Source organism: Aliiroseovarius sp. B-4, assembly GCF_056857795.1.
The window spans coordinates 122672-142262 of sequence record NZ_JBSXNV010000027.1; the positions used below are offsets into that span (position 1 = coordinate 122672).

Here is a 19591-nt window from a genome sequence, read left to right on the forward strand (position 1 = left end):
GGACCCGATGACGGGGTCCGGGCAAGCACATTAATGTCTGGGCGGCCTCTTGGCGGTCGCCAATGCGGAATTTTCCGCAAACTCTAGTCTGGCACGATCACGACGATTTACTCATTTGCGTTATTAACCTAACAGGCGTTAGTTAGGCGTTGGGGCGATACGAAAGTATATGGCACAAAACACGGCAATCAAAATCAACGAGACATCGCGCAGCGCGGTTGGACGGGATGGGGTGCTGGACATTGCCGCGCGGCTTTTCCGCGAACAAGGCTACGGGTCCGTTTCGCTCCGAAAAATTGCCGAGGCCGCCGGGATCAAGGCGGGTAGCATATATTATCATTTCGGTTCCAAGGACGAGATCGTCGCGGCCGTTCTTGATGCAGGGATTCGAGTCGTTCACGAGAGCATGAGAGACGCCGTCACCGACCTGCGGGCCGATGCCGACGGCGAAACGGTACTGCGCGCCGCGATCCGGGCGCATCTGCGCGCGCTTATTGATGTGAGCGATTATACATCGGCGAATGTGCGTATTTTCGGGCAGGTGCCGCAATCCGTCCGGGATGCCAACTTGCCCACGCGCAGGGCCTATGAGGCAGAGTGGGACAGTCTTCTGTCCCAGCTTAAGAAAGATGGCACGCTGAAGCAAGACGTCGATATCCGTCGCCTGCGCCTGATGCTGATCGGTACATTGAACGCCACGCTCGATTGGTTCGACCCGGACCGCGGTAGCGCCGATGCGTTGTCACGCACCTATGCCGATGTGTTCCTCAACGGGATACTCCAAAGACAGGATACCTGACTTCATGGCACGTCTTGAAACAGCGGTGCTGACCGCATCAGAGACCTACACCCGCAACCACGCCGCACAAAGCGAGCGCGTCGAAACGCTGCGTGCGCGGATCGCCGAAGCAACGGCTGGCGGCCGCCCCGATATGGTCGCGCGGCATCGCAAGCGCGGCAAGCTGTTGGTCCGCGAACGGATCGACCTGCTGGTGGATCCGGGCACTGCGTTTCTTGAGCTGTCGTCGCTTGCCGCCTACGGTCAATACGGGGGCGAGGTGCCCGGTGCGGGGATCGTGACCGGTATCGGGATCGTCCACGGGCTGCCCTGCGTTGTGATCGCCAACGATGCGACAGTGAAGGGTGGGTCTTTCTATCACGAAACCGTGCAGAAACACATCCGCGCCCAGGAAATCGCAGCCGAGAACCGGCTGCCCTGCCTCTATCTGGTGGATTGCGGCGGTGCCTATCTGCCAGAGCAGGACCGGGTTTTCCCCGATGCCCGCCATTTCGGCAATTCCTTTTATCGTCAAACCAACATGTCCGCGAGCGGCCTGCCGCAGATCTCGGCGGTCTTTGGAGGCTGCACGGCCGGTGGGGCCTATATCCCGGCCCTGTCGGACGAAGTCATCATGGTACGCGGCAACGCACGCATCCATCTGGGCGGCCCCTCGATCGTCAAGGTGGCGATCAACGAAGAGGTTGATGGAGAAACATTGGGGGGGGCCGAGATGCATTCGCGCGTCTCCGGTGTGTCTGACCATCTGGCCGAGGACGAGTATCATGCGCTTGCTCTGATGCGCGACATCGTATCCGAACTGGGCCTGTCGCGCCCGATGGGTCCCGATGCAACCTGCGCGCCGCCGGCGCGCAACCCAGAGGAACTGCTTGGCGTCATCAGCGCCGATCGCAAACAGCCCTATGACATGCGCGAGGTTCTGCTGCGCATGATCGACGCCGGCGAATTCCGCGAATTCAAGCCCGGATGGGGTGAGACGCTGGTCTGCGGCACCGCGCGGATTCACGGCTATCGAGTGGGCATTCTCGCAAATAATGGGGCGCTTGTGTCCGACAGTTCGCTCAAGGGCGCGCAATTCGTGTCGATGTGCGATCAACGCAACATCCCGCTTTTGTTCCTCCACAACATCTCGGGCTTCATGGTCGGCACCGAAGCCGAGCGCGGCGGCATTGCCAAAGACAGCGCCAAGCTGGTCTATGCCATGTCGGTTGCCAAGGTGCCGCGCCTGTCGGTCCTCTTGGGCGGCTCATACGGGGCAGGCAACTACGGCATGTGCGGACGTGGTTTCGCCCCGAATTTTCTCTTTGCCTGGCCCACGGCGGAACTGGCCACCATGTCTGCCGACATCGCCACAAATGTGATGCTGGAACTGCGCCGCCAGAAAGGGGGCGACCCGGGCAAGATGGAGGCCGACATGAAGCTGATCGAGGAGCAGGTTCGGGCCCAGTACGGTGAACAGTCCGATCCCTATTATGCCACCTCGCGGCTTTGGGATGACGGGCTGATCGAACCCGCGCAAACCCGCGATATCCTTGGCCTGTGTCTGGCCATCGTGACATCGGTGCCCGAAGCCGGTCGCCATACGCCTGTATTCAGAATGTGAGGCTTCAAGTTGACCAATACCTACAACACGATCCTTATCGAAACCGATGCGCGTGGCGTCGCCACGCTGACGCTCAACCGCCCCGACAAACACAATGCGCTGAATGGCGAATTGATCGCAGAGCTATACGATGCCGCCGAAAAGCTGGCTGCAGATGACGATGTGCGTATTGTGGTCCTGACCGGCGCGGGCAAGAGCTTCTGCGCGGGCGGCGATTTCAACTGGTTCGCCTCTAATGTCGAGAAAACCCGTAGTGAAAGGGTCGCACAAAGCGCCACGCTGGCGCGGCTGTTGCGCCGTCTTGACACGCTGCCCAAACCCTTGATCGGGAGGATCAACGGCCCGGCTTACGGTGGCGGTGTCGGCATGATCTCCGTCTGCGACTACACCATCGGCGCCGAAGGCGCGCGCTTCGGTCTGACCGAGGTAAAACTGGGCCTTCTGCCCGCGAATATATCGCCTTATGTGGTGGCCCGCATCGGCAAGGTGCATTCGCGTGAAACCATGCTGTCGGGGGCGTTGTTCGACACGGCCCGCGCCGAGCGGATCGGTCTGTTGACCGAGGTTGTCGCGCCGGGCGACCTGGACGCCACGGTGAACCGGGTGGTGCATGATCACCTTCAGGCCGCGCCGGGTGCCGTGGCCGATACCAAGGCGCTGATCGCCTATGTCGCGTCCCACGATCTGGAGACCAACATGATCTACACCGCCGACCGGCTGGCCGATGCGTGGGAGACTGAGGAAGGTATCGAAGGCATCAACAGTTTCATCAACAAGGGCGTTCCGTCATGGCGGGTGAAATGAGCTTCACCCGCGTTCTGATCGCCAACCGGGGCGAGATTGCCCGGCGCATCCAGCGCGGGTGCCGCAAACTGGGGCTGGAAAACGTAGCGGTGTTTTCGGACGCGGACCGCGACGCGCCCTTCGTGGCCGAGGCCGATCATGCCGTCTGCATCGGTGGGGCCGCCCCGTCGGACAGTTATTTGAACGTCGAGGCCATCCTTGAGGCCGCGCGGGCGACGGGCGCGTGTGCGGTGCACCCGGGCTATGGTTTTCTGTCTGAGAATGCCGGTTTCGCGGCGGCGGTCGAGGCGGCGGGCCTTGTGTTCATCGGGCCGGAACCCGACGCTATCGCGCGGATGGGCTCCAAGATCGAGGCCAAGGCTGCCGCCGAAGCCGCAGGCGTGCCCGTCCTGCCCGGCTATCGAGGCGAGGATCAGTCCGACGCGCGCCTGCTGCAAGAGGCCGAGGCGCTAGGCACCCCCTTTCTGGTCAAGGCCAGCGCCGGCGGCGGCGGACGCGGGATGCGGCTGGTCTCCGATCCGGGCGACGCACCCGAAGCGATTGCATCTGCCCGGGCCGAAGCGCAGAGCGCCTTCGACGATCCGGCGGTGTTCCTCGAACGCTATGCACCCCGTGCCCGCCACGTCGAAGTGCAGGTTCTGGGCGACACTCACGGCACCGTGCTGCATCTGGGCGACCGCGATTGTTCGCTGCAACGCAACCACCAAAAGCTGATCGAAGAAGCCCCCGCCGCCGATCTTCCCGAGGCTGTGCGCGACCGCATGCGTGCGGCAGCGGTGCGGTTGGCGCAGGCGATCGGCTATCGCTCCGCCGGGACGGTGGAATACCTCTATGACCCCGGGCGCGGTGAATACTACTTTCTGGAAATGAATACCCGGTTGCAGGTGGAACACCCCGTGACCGAGGCGATCACCGGCATCGATCTGGTCGAATGGCAGTTGCGCATCGCGCGGGGCGAGCCGCTGGCGCTGACGCAAGGCGATGTGCAGTTTGACGGGCACGCCATTGAAATCCGCATCGCCGCCGAAAACCCGGCCGAGAATTTCCGCCCCGAAACGGGCGAGATCAGCCTTTGGGCTCCGCCCGCCGGCGTGCGGCTCGATACCGGGGTCGAGGCAGGCTCGGTCGTCAGCCACCATTACGATTCGATGATTGCCAAGCTGATCGTCCACGCGCCGGATCGGGCCGGTGCGATCCGCCGGGCGGTTGTCGCAATGGATGCCTTTGCAGTCGGTGGCGTCGGTCTGAACCTGGCCTATCAGCGCGCGTTGCTGACACACCCGGATTTTGAGGCGTTCCGGCACCATACCTCAGGCCTGCCCGAGATGTTTCCAGGCGGCTGGACTGAACCGTCCGCTGATCCCCGGGACATGGCCCTTGCCGCGATGGCGCTGCATCTGCATCTCGCCCCGGCGGGCGCGTCGCCCTGGGAAAGCCTGGGGTCATGGCGGCTCACGGCCCCTGCGGGGTGGCCCGGTGCAGCATCCTATTGGGAGACGACCAAAGACGACCCGATCCGCGTAAACGGCTCCGGGTCGGTGTTGACAGCCGTACAACTGGACGGCCAGACCATCGCGGTCGAGAGTGCCGCCTTAACAGGATGCCGTCTGAGCGGACGCATCGACGGGGTTCCGTTTTCGCGCACCGCCTATGTCTCGCGCGCGCCGGGTCACTGGCGGGTGCACCTGCAAACCCCTGCCGGAATGACCGCGACAGACCTGCGCACGCTGGAAGACCAGCATCTGCAACGTGCCACCGGCGGGTCTGGCGTCGCTGACCTGTTGTCCGCACCCATGCCCGGCGCCGTTGCCGAGGTGCGTGTCGCACGCGGCGACCGCGTTAAAGCCGGTGACACGCTTGTGGTGCTTGAGGCCATGAAGCTGTTGCAAAGCCTGCCCGCGCCGGTCGCGGGCGTAGTGACGGAAATCTATTGTGCACCGGGCGACACGGTTGCCGGGCACGCCCCACTTATCAAACTCGATCCAGAGGAAAACACATGACCAGACAAGACAACATCACCGCGGCCTCCGGCCCGTTCAACGAAGACCTCAACTTGATCCGCGACCAGCTGCGCCGGTTCATCGAAACCGAGGTGACCGCCAAGGCCGAGCCCTGGGAGGAGGAGGGCATGGTGCCCCGCGACGTGCTGCGCCGGATGGGTGATCTCGGCGTTCTGGGGATGCGCTATGACGAACAGTATGGCGGCGCGGGGCTGGACGTGATGTCCAGCGTGGTTTTGGCCGAAGAGGTCGGGCGATCCACCTTCGGCGGATTCTCGGCCACGGTTCTGGTCCACACCGACATGGCCTCGCCGCATCTGGAAAACGCCGGCACGCCCGAACAGAAGGCGCGGTGGATGCCGTCGATCACCTCTGGCGAAATGATCACCGCCGTCGCCGTGACCGAGCCGGGCGCGGGCTCGGACGTGGCCGGCATGCGCACCCGCGCGGTGCGGGACGGGTCGGATTGGGTGCTGAACGGCACCAAGATGTTCATCACCAACGGCGTGCATGGCGATCTCTACTTTGTCGGCGCCAAGACCGATCCCGATGCCAAGGGGTCGCGCGGGATCACCATGTTTGCGGTCGAAAAAGGCACGCCGGGCTTTTCGGTCGGACGGGCGTTGAACAAGACCGGCTGGCTGTGCTCGGACACTGCCGAACTGATCTTCGAAGATGTCCGCATCCCGGCCGAAAACGTTCTGGGCGAGGTCAACCGCGGCTTCTATTCGGTGATGAAGAACTTCCAGAACGAACGCATCGTCCTGGGTGCGATGGCCTGTGCCGAAGCGCAAACCGCGCTGGACATGACCGTGGATTACGTCAAGCAGCGCAGGGCCTTTGGCGGCGTTCTGTGGGACAAGCAGGCCGTGCGCCAACGGCTGGCCGACTGTCAGACGCGGATCGCGGCAGGACGTCAGCTGGTCTATCACGCCGCCGGTCTGGATGCCGCGGGCGGTGACTGCGTGAAAGAGGTCTCAATGGTCAAAGCCTATTGCGGCGAACTGGTGAACAGCGTGCTTTATGACTGCGTCCAGTTTCACGGCGGCATGGGTTATATGCGCGAAACACCGGTGGAACGCATGTCACGCGATGCCCGTGTGCAGGCCATCGGCGGCGGGGCGAGCGAAGTCATGTTGGAAGAAGTCGCCAAGCGCATGTGAGCTTACTATCCAAAAAATAACAATCTTCAGAAACAAGGACGAAAAAGATGAATCTGGAAACCACTCAAAGCCAATCAGTCGCAAGACTGACCCGAGAAATCTCGATAATACTCGTCGGCACAATTCTTTTGGCACTATCCGCCAAAATCGTGGTGCCGTTCTACCCCGTACCTATGTCTACACAGACCCTGGTTGTCTTGGGTCTGGGCCTTTTCCTGGGGCCGGTGCGCAGTAGTCTTGTTGTTGTGACATACCTTTTTGAAGGTCTGCTTGGCCTGCCGGTCTTCGCAGGCACGCCTCCGGCTCCGGCCGGACTGGCGTATATTGCGGGTCCCACAGGCGGATACCTGATAGGCTTCGCACTTGCAGCGGCGGCTGCCGGTTGGGTTGTTCAAGCACTGCAAGGACTTTGGCCTTCATTCAGAGCATCTGTCGCGGTCTTTTTGGGCTCGATACTCATGTATTGCGCAGGGCTGTTCTGGTTGGGTGGCTTTGTCGGCTATGGCGAAAAGTTGCTGAACGCCGGTCTTTACCCGTTCCTTCTCGGGGATCTGACGAAGGCGACAATTGCTGTAGTTCTGTATACTGCTTACCATAATCGCCGCGCTGTGTGACTGCCAGCCCAAGACTGTATCAGACTGTTTCAGTCTCATACGGTCTTGGTCCAATATAAGTTGAAATGGTCCGATGCCGGATTTGACAGGCACCGGACGCCAGCCTGAGGTTTCCGGCGCCATGCGAGAGCAATGCGCAAAACTGTGCGAACCAAATTGTTCGCAATCAATACCTGGTCGCACACAATGAAAAGAAGCAGCATGTTTTTCTCAGAGCCGGAGCCTTGCCGCGCGAAGGGAGTCGAATTGGCCCCTGGAATTCTGAGGATCGTCGCGAACAATCCCGGAAAGATGACCTACCACGGGACAAATAGCTACATCATTGATACGCCTGATGGTCGGTTCATAATCGACCCCGGCCCAGCAGAAGACAGTACACATTTCGAGGCAATCATCAAAAATTTGGGGGCCAAACCATCCGGGATTCTGCTCACACACCACCATTCTGATCATTTTGGAGTCGTCCCAGCCCTGCGAGCACGGACAGACGCACCTGTTTATGCCTCACGGGCATTCCCTGACGATGCATTTCGACCTGACCGGTTTCTGGAGGACGGACAGGTCATTGCCGGTCTTACCGTCCTGCACACACCTGGTCACGCGAGCGACCACCTTTGTTTCGCGAGACCTGACGGAGTGCTCTTCACGGGCGACCACGTTATGAGTTGGAACAGTTCGATCGTCAGCCCCCCTGACGGAAACATGCACGACTACTGCGCGCAGCTACAGCGGCTGATTGAGCGCGACGATAGGATCTACTTTCCGGGGCACGGACCTATACTCCGGGATCCGCAACCTTACGTCAAACGGTTGCTTTCCAACCGCATGCGTCGCGAGGCGGAGATCCTCGCCCACCTCTCAAACACCCCGGATTCGGTCCAGAATATCGCCGCTTCCGTCTACCAGAAAACCGACCCACATATCGCAATGGCCGCAGAACGAAACGTTGCGGCGCATCTGGAGAAGCTGTTGTCTGAGTCGCGGGTGGTACAAGATGGCGAGGCCTGGAAATTAACATAAACTTCATTATGCGACTTTACTCTTGGCCGACTGCTATCTCATGGAAGCACTCAGCAAGGAAGGTTCCTAGAAGCGACGTAATGGCTGGTGCGAAGCCCGGGTCTCCCGGGCGGTTGCTCCCTGACTGGGGAGACAACAATATGCTCGTCATCAGCCGCAGCGTGCTCAAGCTGCGTGATTTCAAGATCATCGTCGGCCTTGCCGATATGAGCAGCAGGACCGCCAACATCCCGCTGGTCGAGGGTGCCATAAAGCGACACGCAGCATCCATTGCGGCGTCTACCCCGAAATCTGTTTGAGTTCGGCAGCGTGGGGATCATAGCGATAGCTGGTTATTGTGCCGTCCCTGATCTTTTCCACAGCGTCGTTTATGACAAAGAGAGGTACGAGGAACCATTCTCGCGGGACCACAGGCCGTCCAAAGCGATCCATGATCTCGATTTCGAGCCGTGCGGGTTCGAAAATGCGATGGATCAGGTTTTCCAGCTTGGACCGGTTGATGTTGTAGAGTTCATATGTCGCAACCACCTCGACATTCGACATTAGAAACGTCGGCTGCAGATGCGCGCCAGCGATCCGCTTTTCGACGCTCATATTGGTGACACCGATCTTGTGCACCAGTTCCCGGTTTTCTGTGACGAGTGGATGATCGGATTTGCTGCGAAGCACATAGATGATCCCGCTCGCTTCATCCCCATCGATTGTCTGGTCTGAAAAAAGCGGGCCTGCCGATGGGTCAGTGATCCGGCGTCCGGCGTCGTCCTTGTTCAACGCACGCTGGAGCGAGCGCATCAGCATGTTGCTCTCGGTGCCATTGTCGAAAATCACCCGCAGACGCGCATCCGTGCGACCTTGCTCGTTGGTGATGGTCTCGCCCTTGTCCGCGACATAGGCTTTTTGACCGCTGACAATGAAGAAGCGTCCCTTCTCGATCTCGGCTTTCATCTCGAACAGGCGGGTTTCGCGCAAGCCGCTATCCAGTTCTTTCTGGACCTGCTCGAACAAGGGTTTGAACGTCGCGAAATCCTCGCATTTCTCGCGGTTTGCGACTTCATCGGCGGCCTTTTTCTCGGCTGTTGACCGGACATGCTTCAATTCCGTGAGGGGTGATTTAGCAACTTCCACGCCCAGTTCGGCGAGGAGGGCATCGTCATCGAGGTAATCGGAGTCTGATGCTGAGGGCGTAGGGGTGTTTGCTAGGAGACCCTGCTCGTCGAGTGGGGCAAGGAGGTCGCGGCATTCCTGCAAGTCACGGATCCGATCAAGACGCACGGCGTAGAGGCATTCAAAGATATCACGATCCTCCCCGTGCTGGGGAGGCCGGCCATGCTCATCTGCAAATCGCAAGATTTCCTCAAAACCTGCGATGATGCGTTCTTCGCGTGGTGTGCGGCTGAGCTGCTTTTTGACCTCAACCTCGACGCCAAGCTCAGCAAGGAGGGCATCATCTTCGTCGGTGAAACCCTTAGCCATTGGCAGCCTCCTGCTTCATGCGCGCGAGATAGGCGACGCCTTCGGCCATTTTCTTCTCCCACGGATCAGGCGATGCGATGGAAGGCAGACGGCCCCGCTCCTGCTTGAACTTGACGGCGCGTTTCGCCAGATCTCGCGCCTCGTCCGGTGACAGTTGCACCTTTTTCGCCGAGATGACGGCCTGGACCTGCCGAAGGCTTTCCTCGCTCATCGTCTTTGCCAGAATCGAGTAGGCTTCGCCGAACGGGTTGATGCGATCAATCAGATCGATGTCGAGTTCGCGCACGTCCATTGCGAATTTGCGCACCCCGTCGATCAAGGCGGTATTGCCGGTTGTTTCTGTGTCATCGCGGTTCGACAGCGCGATCTCTTTCGCCTTTTGGGTCAGGTTCAGCGCAGCAACTGCGTGTTGGCGCACCGCTTCCTGATCCTCTGCATCTAGCTCTGGGAACCTGGCACCGACAATCTTGCCCATGCGGACCTGCGTCAGTTCCTCCGGCACCAGCTCTTCGTCGAAGAGACCCCGTTCGATCGTAGTCTTGTCCTGAACGAAAGCTGTGATCACCTCATTGAGGTCCTCTTGGCAGATGCGCTTGGCTTCCTTGCTCTTGGGTTCGACCAGGCCTTTGATTTCGATCTGGAACTGCCCGCTGGCCTCGCTGAAGCCAACGTTCTCTTTGTTGGGGTCATAGCCGCCCTCGCCGTAATCGAACCCTTCGACAGGGCCACTTTTCACGGTCTTGGGCGTGAAGTTGAAACGTGGGGCCAGCACCTGCTCCATCAGCAGGCTTGCAGCGATCGCCTTCAGTGTATCGTTGACTGCCTCGGTCACGGCTTCGGCCGCGGCGTCGGGCTCCGCGATAAGGTTGTTGAACCGCGCTCGGGTCTTGCCCTCGGCATCGCGGGTGGCGCGGCCGATGATCTGCACGATCTCCGTCAGGCTGGCGCGATAACCCACCGTCAGGGCGTGTTCGCACCAGATCCAATCGAACCCTTCTTTCGCCATACCCAGGGCGATGATGATGTCGACATGATCGCGGTTGTTCTTCTGCGTGGAGTCTTTCAGCGCGGCGGAAACCTTGTCACGCTTGGATGGCTCGTCGTCCACCAGATCGGCGATGCGTAAGACTCGCTCGTCGGGCGTCTTGACCAGCTGAAAGCCCGTGATGGGATCCGCTCCCTGCCAATCGCCCAAGGCATCGATGATATGCTCGACCTCGCGATGCTTGTCCTTGGTGCTTTCGCGCGAGTTCACGTTCGGGATGTGAAGGATCGTCTTCTCGGTCGGATCCAAAACCTTGAGGATGTCGTCCGCATAGGACCCGGAATAGAAGAAATACCCGATGTCGAGCGTCTTGAGGTATTTGTAACCATTCAACTGCTGATAGTAGGTATAGGTGAAGGTATCGAACTTTGCCTCATCTTCGGGCGACAGAACGGCTTCGGCATCGCCGCGGAAATAGGACCCGGTCATCGCAACCAGATGCACCTTGTCGCGCGCGACCAGTGCGCCCAGATGCGTGCCCAGCTTGTTATCAGGGTTGGCAGAGACGTGGTGAAACTCATCTACCGCGATGAGCCGATCATCAAACGTTTCAATCCCGAACTTGTCCACGGCGAACCGAAAGGTCGCGTGGGTGCAGACCAGAATCTTGTCGTCGCTCGCCAGGAATTTGCTGACAGCGCCGACCTTGCCGTCATCCCCGCCGGGAGCGTTGCACAGGTTCCATCGCGGTTGCACTGTCCAGTCTGCCCAGAAGCCGTACTTGCTCAGCGGCTCGTCGTTGAAGCTGGACCCGATGGATTTTTCTGGCACCACGACGATGGCCTGGCGCAGGCCTTGATTGTGCAGCTTGTCGAGTGCGATGAACATGAGCGCGCGGCTCTTGCCAGATGCCGGCGGCGACTTGATCAGCAGGTATTGCTCGCCTCGCTTCTCATAGGCACCCTCTTGCATTTCGCGCATACCAAGCTCGTTCGATTTGGTCGAGCTTCCATTGGCCGCGTAATTGACAGAGACGGAAGGAACCTGCTGTGTCATGATGTTTTCCTTCTGAGGGGCGCGGAATCATTCGCTTTGGGGCAGGCAATCAAAACCCGATCAAGTAGCGATACCGCACCCTGCCTATCGTAACAGTATGATTTATATGTATTTTCCAATTTACGCCCTCTAGCCCACATACGCACAATCAAAACCCGATCAAATGTTGTCCCTGTCACGCCCATGAGGGGACATATCCGGCCCGAGGGCGTTCAGCATCCGCAGGACGGATCAGATCAGCATCCAGCGTTGCGCGAATAACCCGCGATGCCTGCGCAGCGTTCTGGTCGTCGATGCCAAGCCGCTCCCGAAGTGTCGCGTTCGTCATCTTTTGACCGCCTACGTATTTGAGCGCGGCATGTTGGTAACACGCTCGCACGGCTTCTTCCGGTGTCATGTCCGCAAAGCGGCGTGGTGCAAACAGAACCACGCGCACGGCGTCTCCCTCCATGCGGAAATCTGGTGGCGGCAACTGGTGTAGCTCAACAGCCGAGATCACCTTGTCGATGCCGGTGCCTTGTTCTTCGCAAAGTTTCATGCGCCGCATCAACGACGCAAGGGCTTCATTTCGGGAACGCGGCGGCGAGTCCAAAAACCGGTCGGGGCTAACCAAGGGGGCGCCCGGGTTCGTGATCTCCATTCGATCACTGAACAACTCGATGAGTGGTCCTGCACCGGTAATTGTCATGTCTTGGTGGATCAATGCGTTGGCGATCAATTCGCGGATCGCTATCGACGGGTAAAGCGGTCGCTCCTCGCGGAATGCTTTACCAATCAATTCGTTGCGGGGCAGAAGGCCGTCGATGTAATCCACCAGCCCCTGAAATCCCGCTGCATAGCCGCGCTGGCCGTCCTGGCGGTGGCTCACGTCATCTGCACGTCCGGTGCCAGCATAGGCCACGAAACGAACCCCTTTGCGCTCTACAGAGGGGCCGAAATCGGAAAGTTTCTTGGCATACAGGATTGCGCCCAGATTGGTAATGTTCCAGCGGTCGCTTACATCTTTCTGGATCAGGCGATCCGCCAATAGCCTGTCAAAGATCCCCTGCCTGTTATCCGGCAAGGGCTGGCCCGTAAGATCGAAGTAGTTGGCGTAATTCAGCCGCTCAAGAACGTCGTCGCCGGTTAGGAACTGCGCTGCGATCCCTGTTTCCCAAGCGTAGGGCTGTAACTTGGCCCAGAGGGAACGCAGGCGTTCCGGATGGTCGGAGAGGCGCGGCGTGGCGCTGCCGATGCGCAAATAGGCTGTACGGTCAAATTCTACCGGGGCGGTTGCGGCGGCGGGGATGGTCAGCAGGATCAGGCGCCCCCCATCGTGATCGACTTCTTCGAAACGAAACTCGATGCTTGGTGATAGGTGGTTCGCAATCCACAATTCCAGCGGCTGCCCCTTCTCCTTCTTCACTGTCGGCTCAAAAACTGTGCCGACAGCCGCATGATCGCCGTCTCGCACCCCCCAGACCACATAGGCGAAGTGCTGATCGGCCAGCCGTGCGGCATTGGACAAGGCAGAGATCAGCTTGCCGATCAACGGTCCGTCGGCGTTGTTTTCCTTGAACTCGATCCAGGTGGTTTCCGCCGGTTTGGCGCGTAGATCGTCCACCAGCCTGCGGGTGCGTTCCGCGCTCATGATAGGGTCAAGGGTCATGGTATGTTCACTTTCTGACCCATCACGCCCGACCGGTGCTTCTCATAAGCGCGTTCTTGCATCGCGCGCATGCCCAGCTCGTTCGACTTGGTCGAGCTGCCATTGGCGGCGTATTTGACGGAGACGGAGGGTACACCTTTGGTCATGACTGGCCTTGCCTCCCTTTTGAGAATTCGCGCTGATAATCCACTGTTTGACAAATTGCAGAGTAGAAATCGACTATCACGCTGACTGTATGTGACGCCCGTTTCCCGTTCATTGCCCTGATGACGGTTTCAGCATTTGCATAGTTTGAAGCCTGTTCCTCCGACAGCGGCCTAGGCGCATTTGCCGTCTGTTCGAGCAACAGCTTCTTTTTCCGCTCCACATCCTTTTTCAGATCATCCCGCAGTCGTTTCTTCAACTTCTTGAAGAGGGGAAGGTCTTCTTCCATCAGCATCGCCTCAAGCTCTGACCAATGTATTTTGTAGAGATAATTAACCCAAGCAACGCGAAGTCTTTCGCTGAACTTGTCGGATGACTTGGCCATGTCACAAACAGCCATGTGGAAAAGATCGCGGTAGTATTCTAGAGCCATGACAGATACCTCATGCGCTCACCTTCGTCGTCATCCGCGTATACATCTCGAACAGTTTTTCCAGCCGTTCGGTGTCGTTGCGGAAGCGGCGGCCGATGTAGATGCGTTCCAGAACCTCGTCGTTGTGGTCATGGGCGGCGCGCAGGTTTTCGGGCATCTTTTCGGGGTCGTAGAGGTCGGCAATGGTGGCGGGGAAATGCGCCTCGCGGGCCAGAAGGATGCCTTCCGCCGCCGCTGTCAGATCGGCACGGTTTTTCTCGGTCAGTTTGGGGACGGGGAAGGTGTTCCAACCGAGAGTGTTGGAATAGCTGAAATCTGTTCGCATCCGGACGCAAACCGTGCCGATCCAGACCCAATGCAGGCGCGAAGCGATCAGAGCCATGTTCCAGAGCGGGGCGTCGTAGAGGGCAAAGAGTTTGTTTGTGGTTGTTTCACGCGCTGTAAGAAGTCCACATGGCAAATACTCCCGATTCTCTGACGAGATCGCCGCGACTGCAATCGCATGCGACTGACCAATCCTCATTAACTTAAGTTGGTGCGCCCGCCTCGCAAGCGCATTAGCTCCTTTATCCCTACTTGCCAGCCGCAACTCGCGAACTCGCTCTATCCTATTGGCCAAAGCGGGAATTCGCATGGCCTCAGCAAGGTGTTTGTCTTCGACCCATATGCAATATCGGACCAGCCCACTGATGAATTCTTGCGAACCGTATATCCGACGCAGAAATCTATCTCTCTGGGCTTGATCCAGCGGAAGGTTCTCAACCTCCTCTGCTGTTAGCAAAAGATTTCCGCCGTCGCTCGGTTTGTTGCCGAATTCCATTATGGAAACATCTGACAGAGGGCTGCGCGCCTTCTCAACAACAGTCTTGGTTCCCAGAGTCAAATACGGAGAAATAATTGTCCCGTGACGTGCAACTGATGCCCCGTCAGGTCCAATCTCATAAAGCACTTTTGTTTTGCTGCTTCCTATCGACAGGCCAACAATCACAACCGTTATGCCAGCATTATGGCTCGCCAAATTGGCCCATTTGAATGAAGTATGCGCAAATTCAATTTCTGCGCCTAGGGAAAAAATCGCAGGCCACATAAGAGGGACGGACTGCCCTTGGCAGATTGAGTTTGTTGAAACGAGCGCTGCTCGACCGGGAGAAAAAGTAAGCCACTCCGCCGCCTTCATGAACCAACCTGAAACGTAGTCCAGAAACCCTGGCGATGATGATCGACCACTAAATATCCGTTTTATTTCTTCTTTCTGCTTTTTGCTCTGCCATGTGTAGCCGAGATAAGGCGGGTTCCCACAGATATAGGTCTCGCCCCCTTCGTTCGCGAAGTCGATCTGCGCCTGATCCAGCGGCGACATGAACAGGTCTTCGGCCTGAAACTTCACCCCCGTCCCCGTGGGCGGGCAGACCGACAGCCAGTCCAGCCGCAGAGCGTTGCCACAGGTGATCCAGTTCTGCGCGTCCAGCGGCAGGAATTCGGCCAGCGCCTCTTTCTGGCCGCGATAGGTCACGTCACATTGGTATTCCGCGATGATCAGCGCCAGCCGCGCGATCTCGGCCGAGAAGTCGCGTAGTTCGATCCCGCGATAGTTGGTCAGGGGAATGTCGGTGCGGCGCAGCGGCTCGCCCCGGCGCTTGTTGATCTCATACTCGATCGCGCGCATTTCCTTGTAGGCGATCACAAGGAAGTTGCCCGACCCGCAGGCGGGGTCGAACACTCGGATCTTGGCCATGCGGGCGCGCAGATTGGCCAGCTTGCGGGCGTTGTCGCCCGCCGCCTCCAGTTCTGCCCGCAGATCATCGAGGAAGAGCGGGTTCAGCACCTTCAGAATGTTCGGCACGGACGTGTAGTGCATGCCGAGGACCGAGCGTTCCTCCTCATCCGCGACGGCCTGGATCATCGAGCCGAAAATGTCGGGGTTGATCTGCGTCCAGTCGAGGCTGCCGATATGGGACAGATAACGCTGCGCGATCTTGGAAAAGCGCGGGGCTTCGGTGCTGCCCGAGAAGAGCCCGCCGTTCACATAGGGAAAGGCATCGGCCCATCGGGGCAGCTTGGCCTCGGCCCTTTTCGGGATGGCGGTGTTCATCGCACGGAAAATCTCGCCGATGACTTCGTGCGTGTTCGACCCGTCGCGGTTCGCCATCTGGTCGATGGTGGCGGTGAACAGGTTGTCGCTGACGAAGATGTCGGTGTCTTCGGCGAAGAAGCAGAAGATCAGCCGCGCCATGAAGTGGTTCATGTCGTGGCGTTTCTCGGCGCTGCCCCAGTCGGGGTTGTCCTTGATCAGTTCGACATAGAGCCGGTTGAGGCGGCTGGTGGCGCGGATGTCAAACGCACTTTCGCGGATCTGCTTGACGGTAGAGATGCCGGCGAGCGGCAGGAAGAAGCCGAAATGGTCGGGGAAATCGGTGTAGCGGCAGGCGATGGTTTCGCCGGTGGTGATATCCTCGGCCTCGAGGTCGATGCCATCGGTGGCGAGGATGAACTTCGCCTTTGCGCGGGTGGTGGCAGGGCTGTCGCGAAGGGCGGTGAGCGTCGCCGCGATGTCACCCGTGGCACAGGTCGCAAGATGGATGTTGTTGGTCTGCAGGACGCCGCCAAGGTCGGACTTGTTCGAAGCGCCGGTACGCAGCCGCTTGATGGTCGTGTCCTTGTTGCCGAAGGCCATGAGGAAGGCATAGGGGAACTCTGCCGCGTCGAAGGGCTGCTCGGCAAGTTCGGAAATGGCTTGTTCGATTTCAACGGCGTTCATGCGGCAGTCCAGGGGTTGATGAGGTCGATATCGCAACCCTCGAAGTCAGGCGTATTGCGTGTGGCGACCGTGGCGCCGCAGGCGTGGGCAATGGATGCGATCTGGCAATCGGCCTGAGCGATCGGTCGCCCGGCGGACCGTCGTGCAGCGGCGATGGAGGCGTAGGACAGCGCGGCGGCGCTGTCGAAGGGCAGGATCCGACCGGCCAGGTCCTCGCGCAAGATCCGGTCCACGGCGTCAACCAGCGCGGCGCGGCGCTTGCCGTTCCCCATGATCGCGAGACCGTAGCGCAACTCCGCCTCCGATATCGAGGTCAGATAGACGTTGAACCCGTCCTGGGCCGACAGCCATTGCTCGACCCTGGGCTCCGGGGCCGGGCGCAACAGCTCGGAGATGACGTTCGTGTCGAGGATGATCATGCGTCAGGCCCGGTCGAATGCGGGTGGCTCACGCATGGCCTCTCGCTGCGGAAGGTCCAGATCAATGCCGCCCAGAGGCGCGACCCGTGCGCGGATGGCCGCGGCAAGATCGTGGGAGGGCTTCGCTTCGCCGACGACGTGGCGCAAGATCTCGCGCGCCTCCTCTTCCATTGAACGGCCATGTTCGGCCGCGCGGATGCGAAGGCGCCGCTTCACGTCATCGTCTAGGTTCCGGATGGTAATGCTTGCCATGAAATCCTCCTGAAAGGAGTGTAATCATCGCAATCAATGCGATCAAGGCTAATCGCTGGAACGCATGGTTTTTACTAAGGTTTGCTGGGCGAGGCTGTCGGCTCGCGATCTTGCCGACCACCGCAACCGCAATACACATCACCAATGTTGCAATAGTATATTTTCGTATGTATGCTGAGTGAAGATCATCAAGGGTCCTTGCCATGCGTTTCGAATTCAAAAACCTCCCTCTGGCGGCCTTTTTAGCTCTCGCCTTGACCGGGCCAACAGTTCCGACGCAAGCCCGCGCTCAAACCTATCAGATCGATTGCGCCATCCTGCTGTGTTTGTCCGGTGGGTGGCCGGCTTCCGTGCCATGCGCACGCGCGCGGGCCGAGTTCATCCGGCGCATCACACCTTGGCCGGTGGAGCCGCCGCTGCAGATTTGGCGCTGCCCCATGGGTGCGTCTTACGATGGGCCTGCCAGGTCGCGCCCCACGGACCGGATCTTCGATGCCCTATATGGTGGTTCAGGAACCCCACCAAACTCTTCAGCCCCGCTCTTCGATCAGGCAGCCGAGGCAGGCGGAATGCTCGGGCTGAAAGGCTCCGACGCTGTCTGGGGGAACCTCGTGCGGGCTGATTACGCCCTCCAGCTCGCAGAAGACCGCGCCGACATCGATATCAGCGGGCCGGAATTCAATTTCGTGCGTTCGATCCGCGTTTTTGACGTTCGTTATGCCCGACAGCACGAATCCGGGCGAGATGGCGACTGCAACCGCAGTGCCGTCGTTGTCCTCGGCACCTACGGGATCCAGGGCGATTTTTCTTGGAATACGTCGTCACCCGCAGCGCTGCCTGCTGCGCATGCCGGTCTTGAGGGATGGGGCGAGCACTGCCCGAGTATTTTTCAAAGATCGGTCTTCGTAGACTGGCGTGATTATAGCGGGAATTACGGCTTCGAGCAGGTCAATTACTGACTGTTGAGTCTCAGCGGAGTCGGGCAGGCCCTTTGCGCAATCAAACCTGCAACGCAGGCACAAGCATACATTCGAGGGCCATAAAGGCCATATTCTTCCATGTCAGTCGTCGCGACAAATCAGCTGCGTGAGAGACGCGAAGTCGATTTCAGCTTTATCGGCATCGCAGAGATCCGGGTAAATCTTTGAGACGCGCTGTGGGCCATGCATATCCCACCGGACGGCCAGCGCACCTGTGTTCCAGCGATAAACCCAGCCGACAATGGTTTCTTCATCGGCTGCAATCAAATTGGCGATCGCGACGCCTTCGACCTTATCTTCATTCACTGTCTATTAACTTCCTGCAATTCGGCGTTGCGGATAGCAGCTCAAATCCCAAAGCGTTTGCTGCAACCGTATGCCGGGCCTCGTTAATATCGGTTACTGTTCTTCCTCGCGGTAACGAATTCACATTGGGAGAAGTCAGCTCCCGTGTTCTCGATTGATGAAATTGCTTAAATCCTGTGGTCGGGCTCCGTGGCGGCTTCGACGATCGCCAAAACCTCGAAGGGGTCAAAGCCGATGGCGCGCGCAAGAACGACCAGCTCGACGACGTCGACTCGGCGCTGGCCGCTTTCAATGCGCGCCACGAGGGATTGATGGCACTTGAGCTTGATCGCCAAGTCCTCCTGACCGAGTCCCGCCTTGATGCGGGCGTCGACCAATGCTTGGCAGAGTGCCACCTGTCCCGTGCTTCTGATTGTCTTTGCCACGCGTCACATACCTTTTGTGACGTCGCTAGCGGATGAAATCTGTTATCTAAAAAGTAGATATATGAGGGTGTTATCGGCGTCTGGTTTCCATGGGCTGCAAGTCTGATGCTCCCGAGGTTGCCCATCAATCCCCTACCAATTGCAGAAATCGGCCATAGTCCTCGCTGACTTCGCGCGCTTCCTCGAAAGCGCGGGCGCGTTCGCTGTCGAGGCAACGGAAGTAGCTCTGGATATCCTGGATGTAGTCTTCGAAATCGCCACGGATGATGTCTGCATATTCCCGCGCTGCCTGCGAATCGATTGGCAGGAAAGGACGGGCCGGGGCGAAGCAGGATTCCGCCAAAACCGGCCCGGGAACGCAGATCAGAAGGACCATAGCTTGCAATGGGAGCAGGCATGTCAACCTTGGGTTTCTCAAACCTGTTATCTCCTTGATCGCAGACACTGGCCGTGACTAGTGTCTGCGTGACCAAACTACAGCTAAAGCACGATATTACATCTTGCGGTTGATAGTATACTATCGTAACTCTGGGCTTCAAGTAGGAATGCCCGGGCGTTGCGTCTTCGAAGAAAGCGTGAGCCGGGCCATGAACTGGGACATCGAAGCACCAAATGTGGTTACGGAAGCCAGGTTCCGCGAGCTCGTGGAAAGCGGCTATAGCGCAGAAATCCTGTGCCAGGAGTCGGCACATAAGAAAGGCCCCAGCTA

20 protein-coding genes are annotated in these 19591 nt (G+C 59.0%); 9 read left to right on the plus strand and 11 right to left on the minus strand.

What is annotated here, in order from left to right:
- Positions 1-169: 169 nt before the first annotated feature.
- The 8 genes from AC13C8_RS03065 (at position 170) to AC13C8_RS03100 (ending at position 8302) form a co-directional block, all read left to right on the plus strand.
- Positions 170-799, plus strand: coding sequence for a TetR/AcrR family transcriptional regulator (locus tag AC13C8_RS03065; RefSeq protein ID WP_197918523.1), 630 nt, complete (start codon positions 170-172; stop codon positions 797-799).
- Positions 800-803: 4 nt separating this feature from the next.
- Positions 804-2402: an acyl-CoA carboxylase subunit beta gene (locus AC13C8_RS03070; protein WP_043753606.1), complete on the plus strand. Its 1599-nt coding sequence runs from the start codon at positions 804-806 to the stop codon at positions 2400-2402.
- Positions 2403-2411: 9 nt separating this feature from the next.
- Positions 2412-3206: a crotonase/enoyl-CoA hydratase family protein gene (locus AC13C8_RS03075; protein WP_028288551.1), complete on the plus strand. Its 795-nt coding sequence runs from the start codon at positions 2412-2414 to the stop codon at positions 3204-3206.
- Positions 3191-5206 (plus strand): ATP-binding protein, encoded by a 2016-nt coding sequence (locus AC13C8_RS03080; RefSeq protein WP_276155040.1) that lies wholly within the window; start codon positions 3191-3193, stop codon positions 5204-5206. The genes AC13C8_RS03075 and AC13C8_RS03080 overlap by 16 nt, the downstream gene beginning before the upstream one ends.
- The gene (locus AC13C8_RS03085) at positions 5203-6369 is read left to right on the plus strand and encodes an acyl-CoA dehydrogenase family protein (protein WP_152467144.1); all 1167 of its coding nucleotides are present in this window, start codon (positions 5203-5205) and stop codon (positions 6367-6369) included. Before AC13C8_RS03080 ends, AC13C8_RS03085 begins: the two co-directional genes overlap by 4 nt.
- A 47-nt stretch (positions 6370-6416) precedes the next feature.
- Positions 6417-6983, plus strand: a complete 567-nt coding sequence (locus AC13C8_RS03090; RefSeq protein ID WP_136340106.1) for a biotin transporter BioY — start codon at positions 6417-6419, stop codon at positions 6981-6983.
- A gap of 186 nt (positions 6984-7169) precedes the next feature.
- Positions 7170-8003: an MBL fold metallo-hydrolase gene (locus AC13C8_RS03095; RefSeq protein ID WP_234163393.1), complete on the plus strand. Its 834-nt coding sequence runs from the start codon at positions 7170-7172 to the stop codon at positions 8001-8003.
- A gap of 140 nt (positions 8004-8143) precedes the next feature.
- The gene (locus tag AC13C8_RS03100; protein WP_229709628.1) at positions 8144-8302 is read left to right on the plus strand and encodes a hypothetical protein; all 159 of its coding nucleotides are present in this window, start codon (positions 8144-8146) and stop codon (positions 8300-8302) included.
- On the opposite strand, the gene AC13C8_RS03105 is transcribed toward AC13C8_RS03100, so the two are convergent.
- From AC13C8_RS03105 to AC13C8_RS03140, 8 genes are all read right to left on the minus strand, one after another.
- Positions 8283-9476 (minus strand): GIY-YIG nuclease family protein, encoded by a 1194-nt coding sequence (locus tag AC13C8_RS03105; protein ID WP_073038014.1) that lies wholly within the window; start codon positions 9474-9476, stop codon positions 8283-8285. The two genes, AC13C8_RS03100 and AC13C8_RS03105, sit on opposite strands and share 20 nt — an antisense overlap.
- Complete coding sequence (locus AC13C8_RS03110) at positions 9469-11517, minus strand: pseudomurein-binding repeat-containing protein (RefSeq protein ID WP_482846343.1); 2049 nt, start codon at positions 11515-11517, stop codon at positions 9469-9471. Before AC13C8_RS03110 ends, AC13C8_RS03105 begins: the two co-directional genes overlap by 8 nt.
- Positions 11518-11692: 175 nt before the next feature.
- On the minus strand, positions 11693-13165 hold the full coding sequence (locus AC13C8_RS03115) for an ATP-binding protein (protein ID WP_084729414.1): 1473 nt from the start codon (positions 13163-13165) through the stop codon (positions 11693-11695).
- Positions 13162-13311 carry a hypothetical protein gene (locus AC13C8_RS03120; protein ID WP_159437890.1) on the minus strand — a complete coding sequence of 50 codons (150 nt, stop codon included), beginning with the start codon at positions 13309-13311 and terminating at the stop codon, positions 13162-13164. Before AC13C8_RS03120 ends, AC13C8_RS03115 begins: the two co-directional genes overlap by 4 nt.
- Positions 13308-13742, minus strand: a complete 435-nt coding sequence (locus AC13C8_RS03125) for a hypothetical protein (protein ID WP_073038010.1) — start codon at positions 13740-13742, stop codon at positions 13308-13310. Before AC13C8_RS03125 ends, AC13C8_RS03120 begins: the two co-directional genes overlap by 4 nt.
- A gap of 10 nt (positions 13743-13752) precedes the next feature.
- Entirely contained in the window at positions 13753-16500 is a 2748-nt protein-coding gene (locus tag AC13C8_RS03130) for a DNA methyltransferase (protein ID WP_073038008.1), read from the minus strand.
- Positions 16497-16919, minus strand: coding sequence for a type II toxin-antitoxin system VapC family toxin (locus AC13C8_RS03135; protein ID WP_073038006.1), 423 nt, complete (start codon positions 16917-16919; stop codon positions 16497-16499). Before AC13C8_RS03135 ends, AC13C8_RS03130 begins: the two co-directional genes overlap by 4 nt.
- A 3-nt stretch (positions 16920-16922) precedes the next feature.
- On the minus strand, positions 16923-17171 hold the full coding sequence (locus AC13C8_RS03140; protein ID WP_073038005.1) for a FitA-like ribbon-helix-helix domain-containing protein: 249 nt from the start codon (positions 17169-17171) through the stop codon (positions 16923-16925).
- 203 nt (positions 17172-17374) lie between these two features.
- On the opposite strand from AC13C8_RS03140, the gene AC13C8_RS03145 reads away from it, so the two are divergent.
- Entirely contained in the window at positions 17375-18130 is a 756-nt protein-coding gene (locus tag AC13C8_RS03145) for a hypothetical protein (RefSeq protein WP_188745050.1), read from the plus strand.
- A gap of 102 nt (positions 18131-18232) precedes the next feature.
- On the opposite strand, the gene AC13C8_RS03150 is transcribed toward AC13C8_RS03145, so the two are convergent.
- From AC13C8_RS03150 to AC13C8_RS03160, 3 genes are all read right to left on the minus strand, one after another.
- Entirely contained in the window at positions 18233-18457 is a 225-nt protein-coding gene (locus AC13C8_RS03150) for a hypothetical protein (RefSeq protein WP_073038003.1), read from the minus strand.
- Positions 18458-18624: 167 nt separating this feature from the next.
- Positions 18625-18882 (minus strand): helix-turn-helix domain-containing protein, encoded by a 258-nt coding sequence (locus AC13C8_RS03155; RefSeq protein WP_073038001.1) that lies wholly within the window; start codon positions 18880-18882, stop codon positions 18625-18627.
- A 124-nt stretch (positions 18883-19006) separates the two neighbouring features.
- Positions 19007-19258, minus strand: coding sequence for a hypothetical protein (locus AC13C8_RS03160; protein WP_482846344.1), 252 nt, complete (start codon positions 19256-19258; stop codon positions 19007-19009).
- Between the last annotated feature and the right edge of the window lie 333 nt (positions 19259-19591).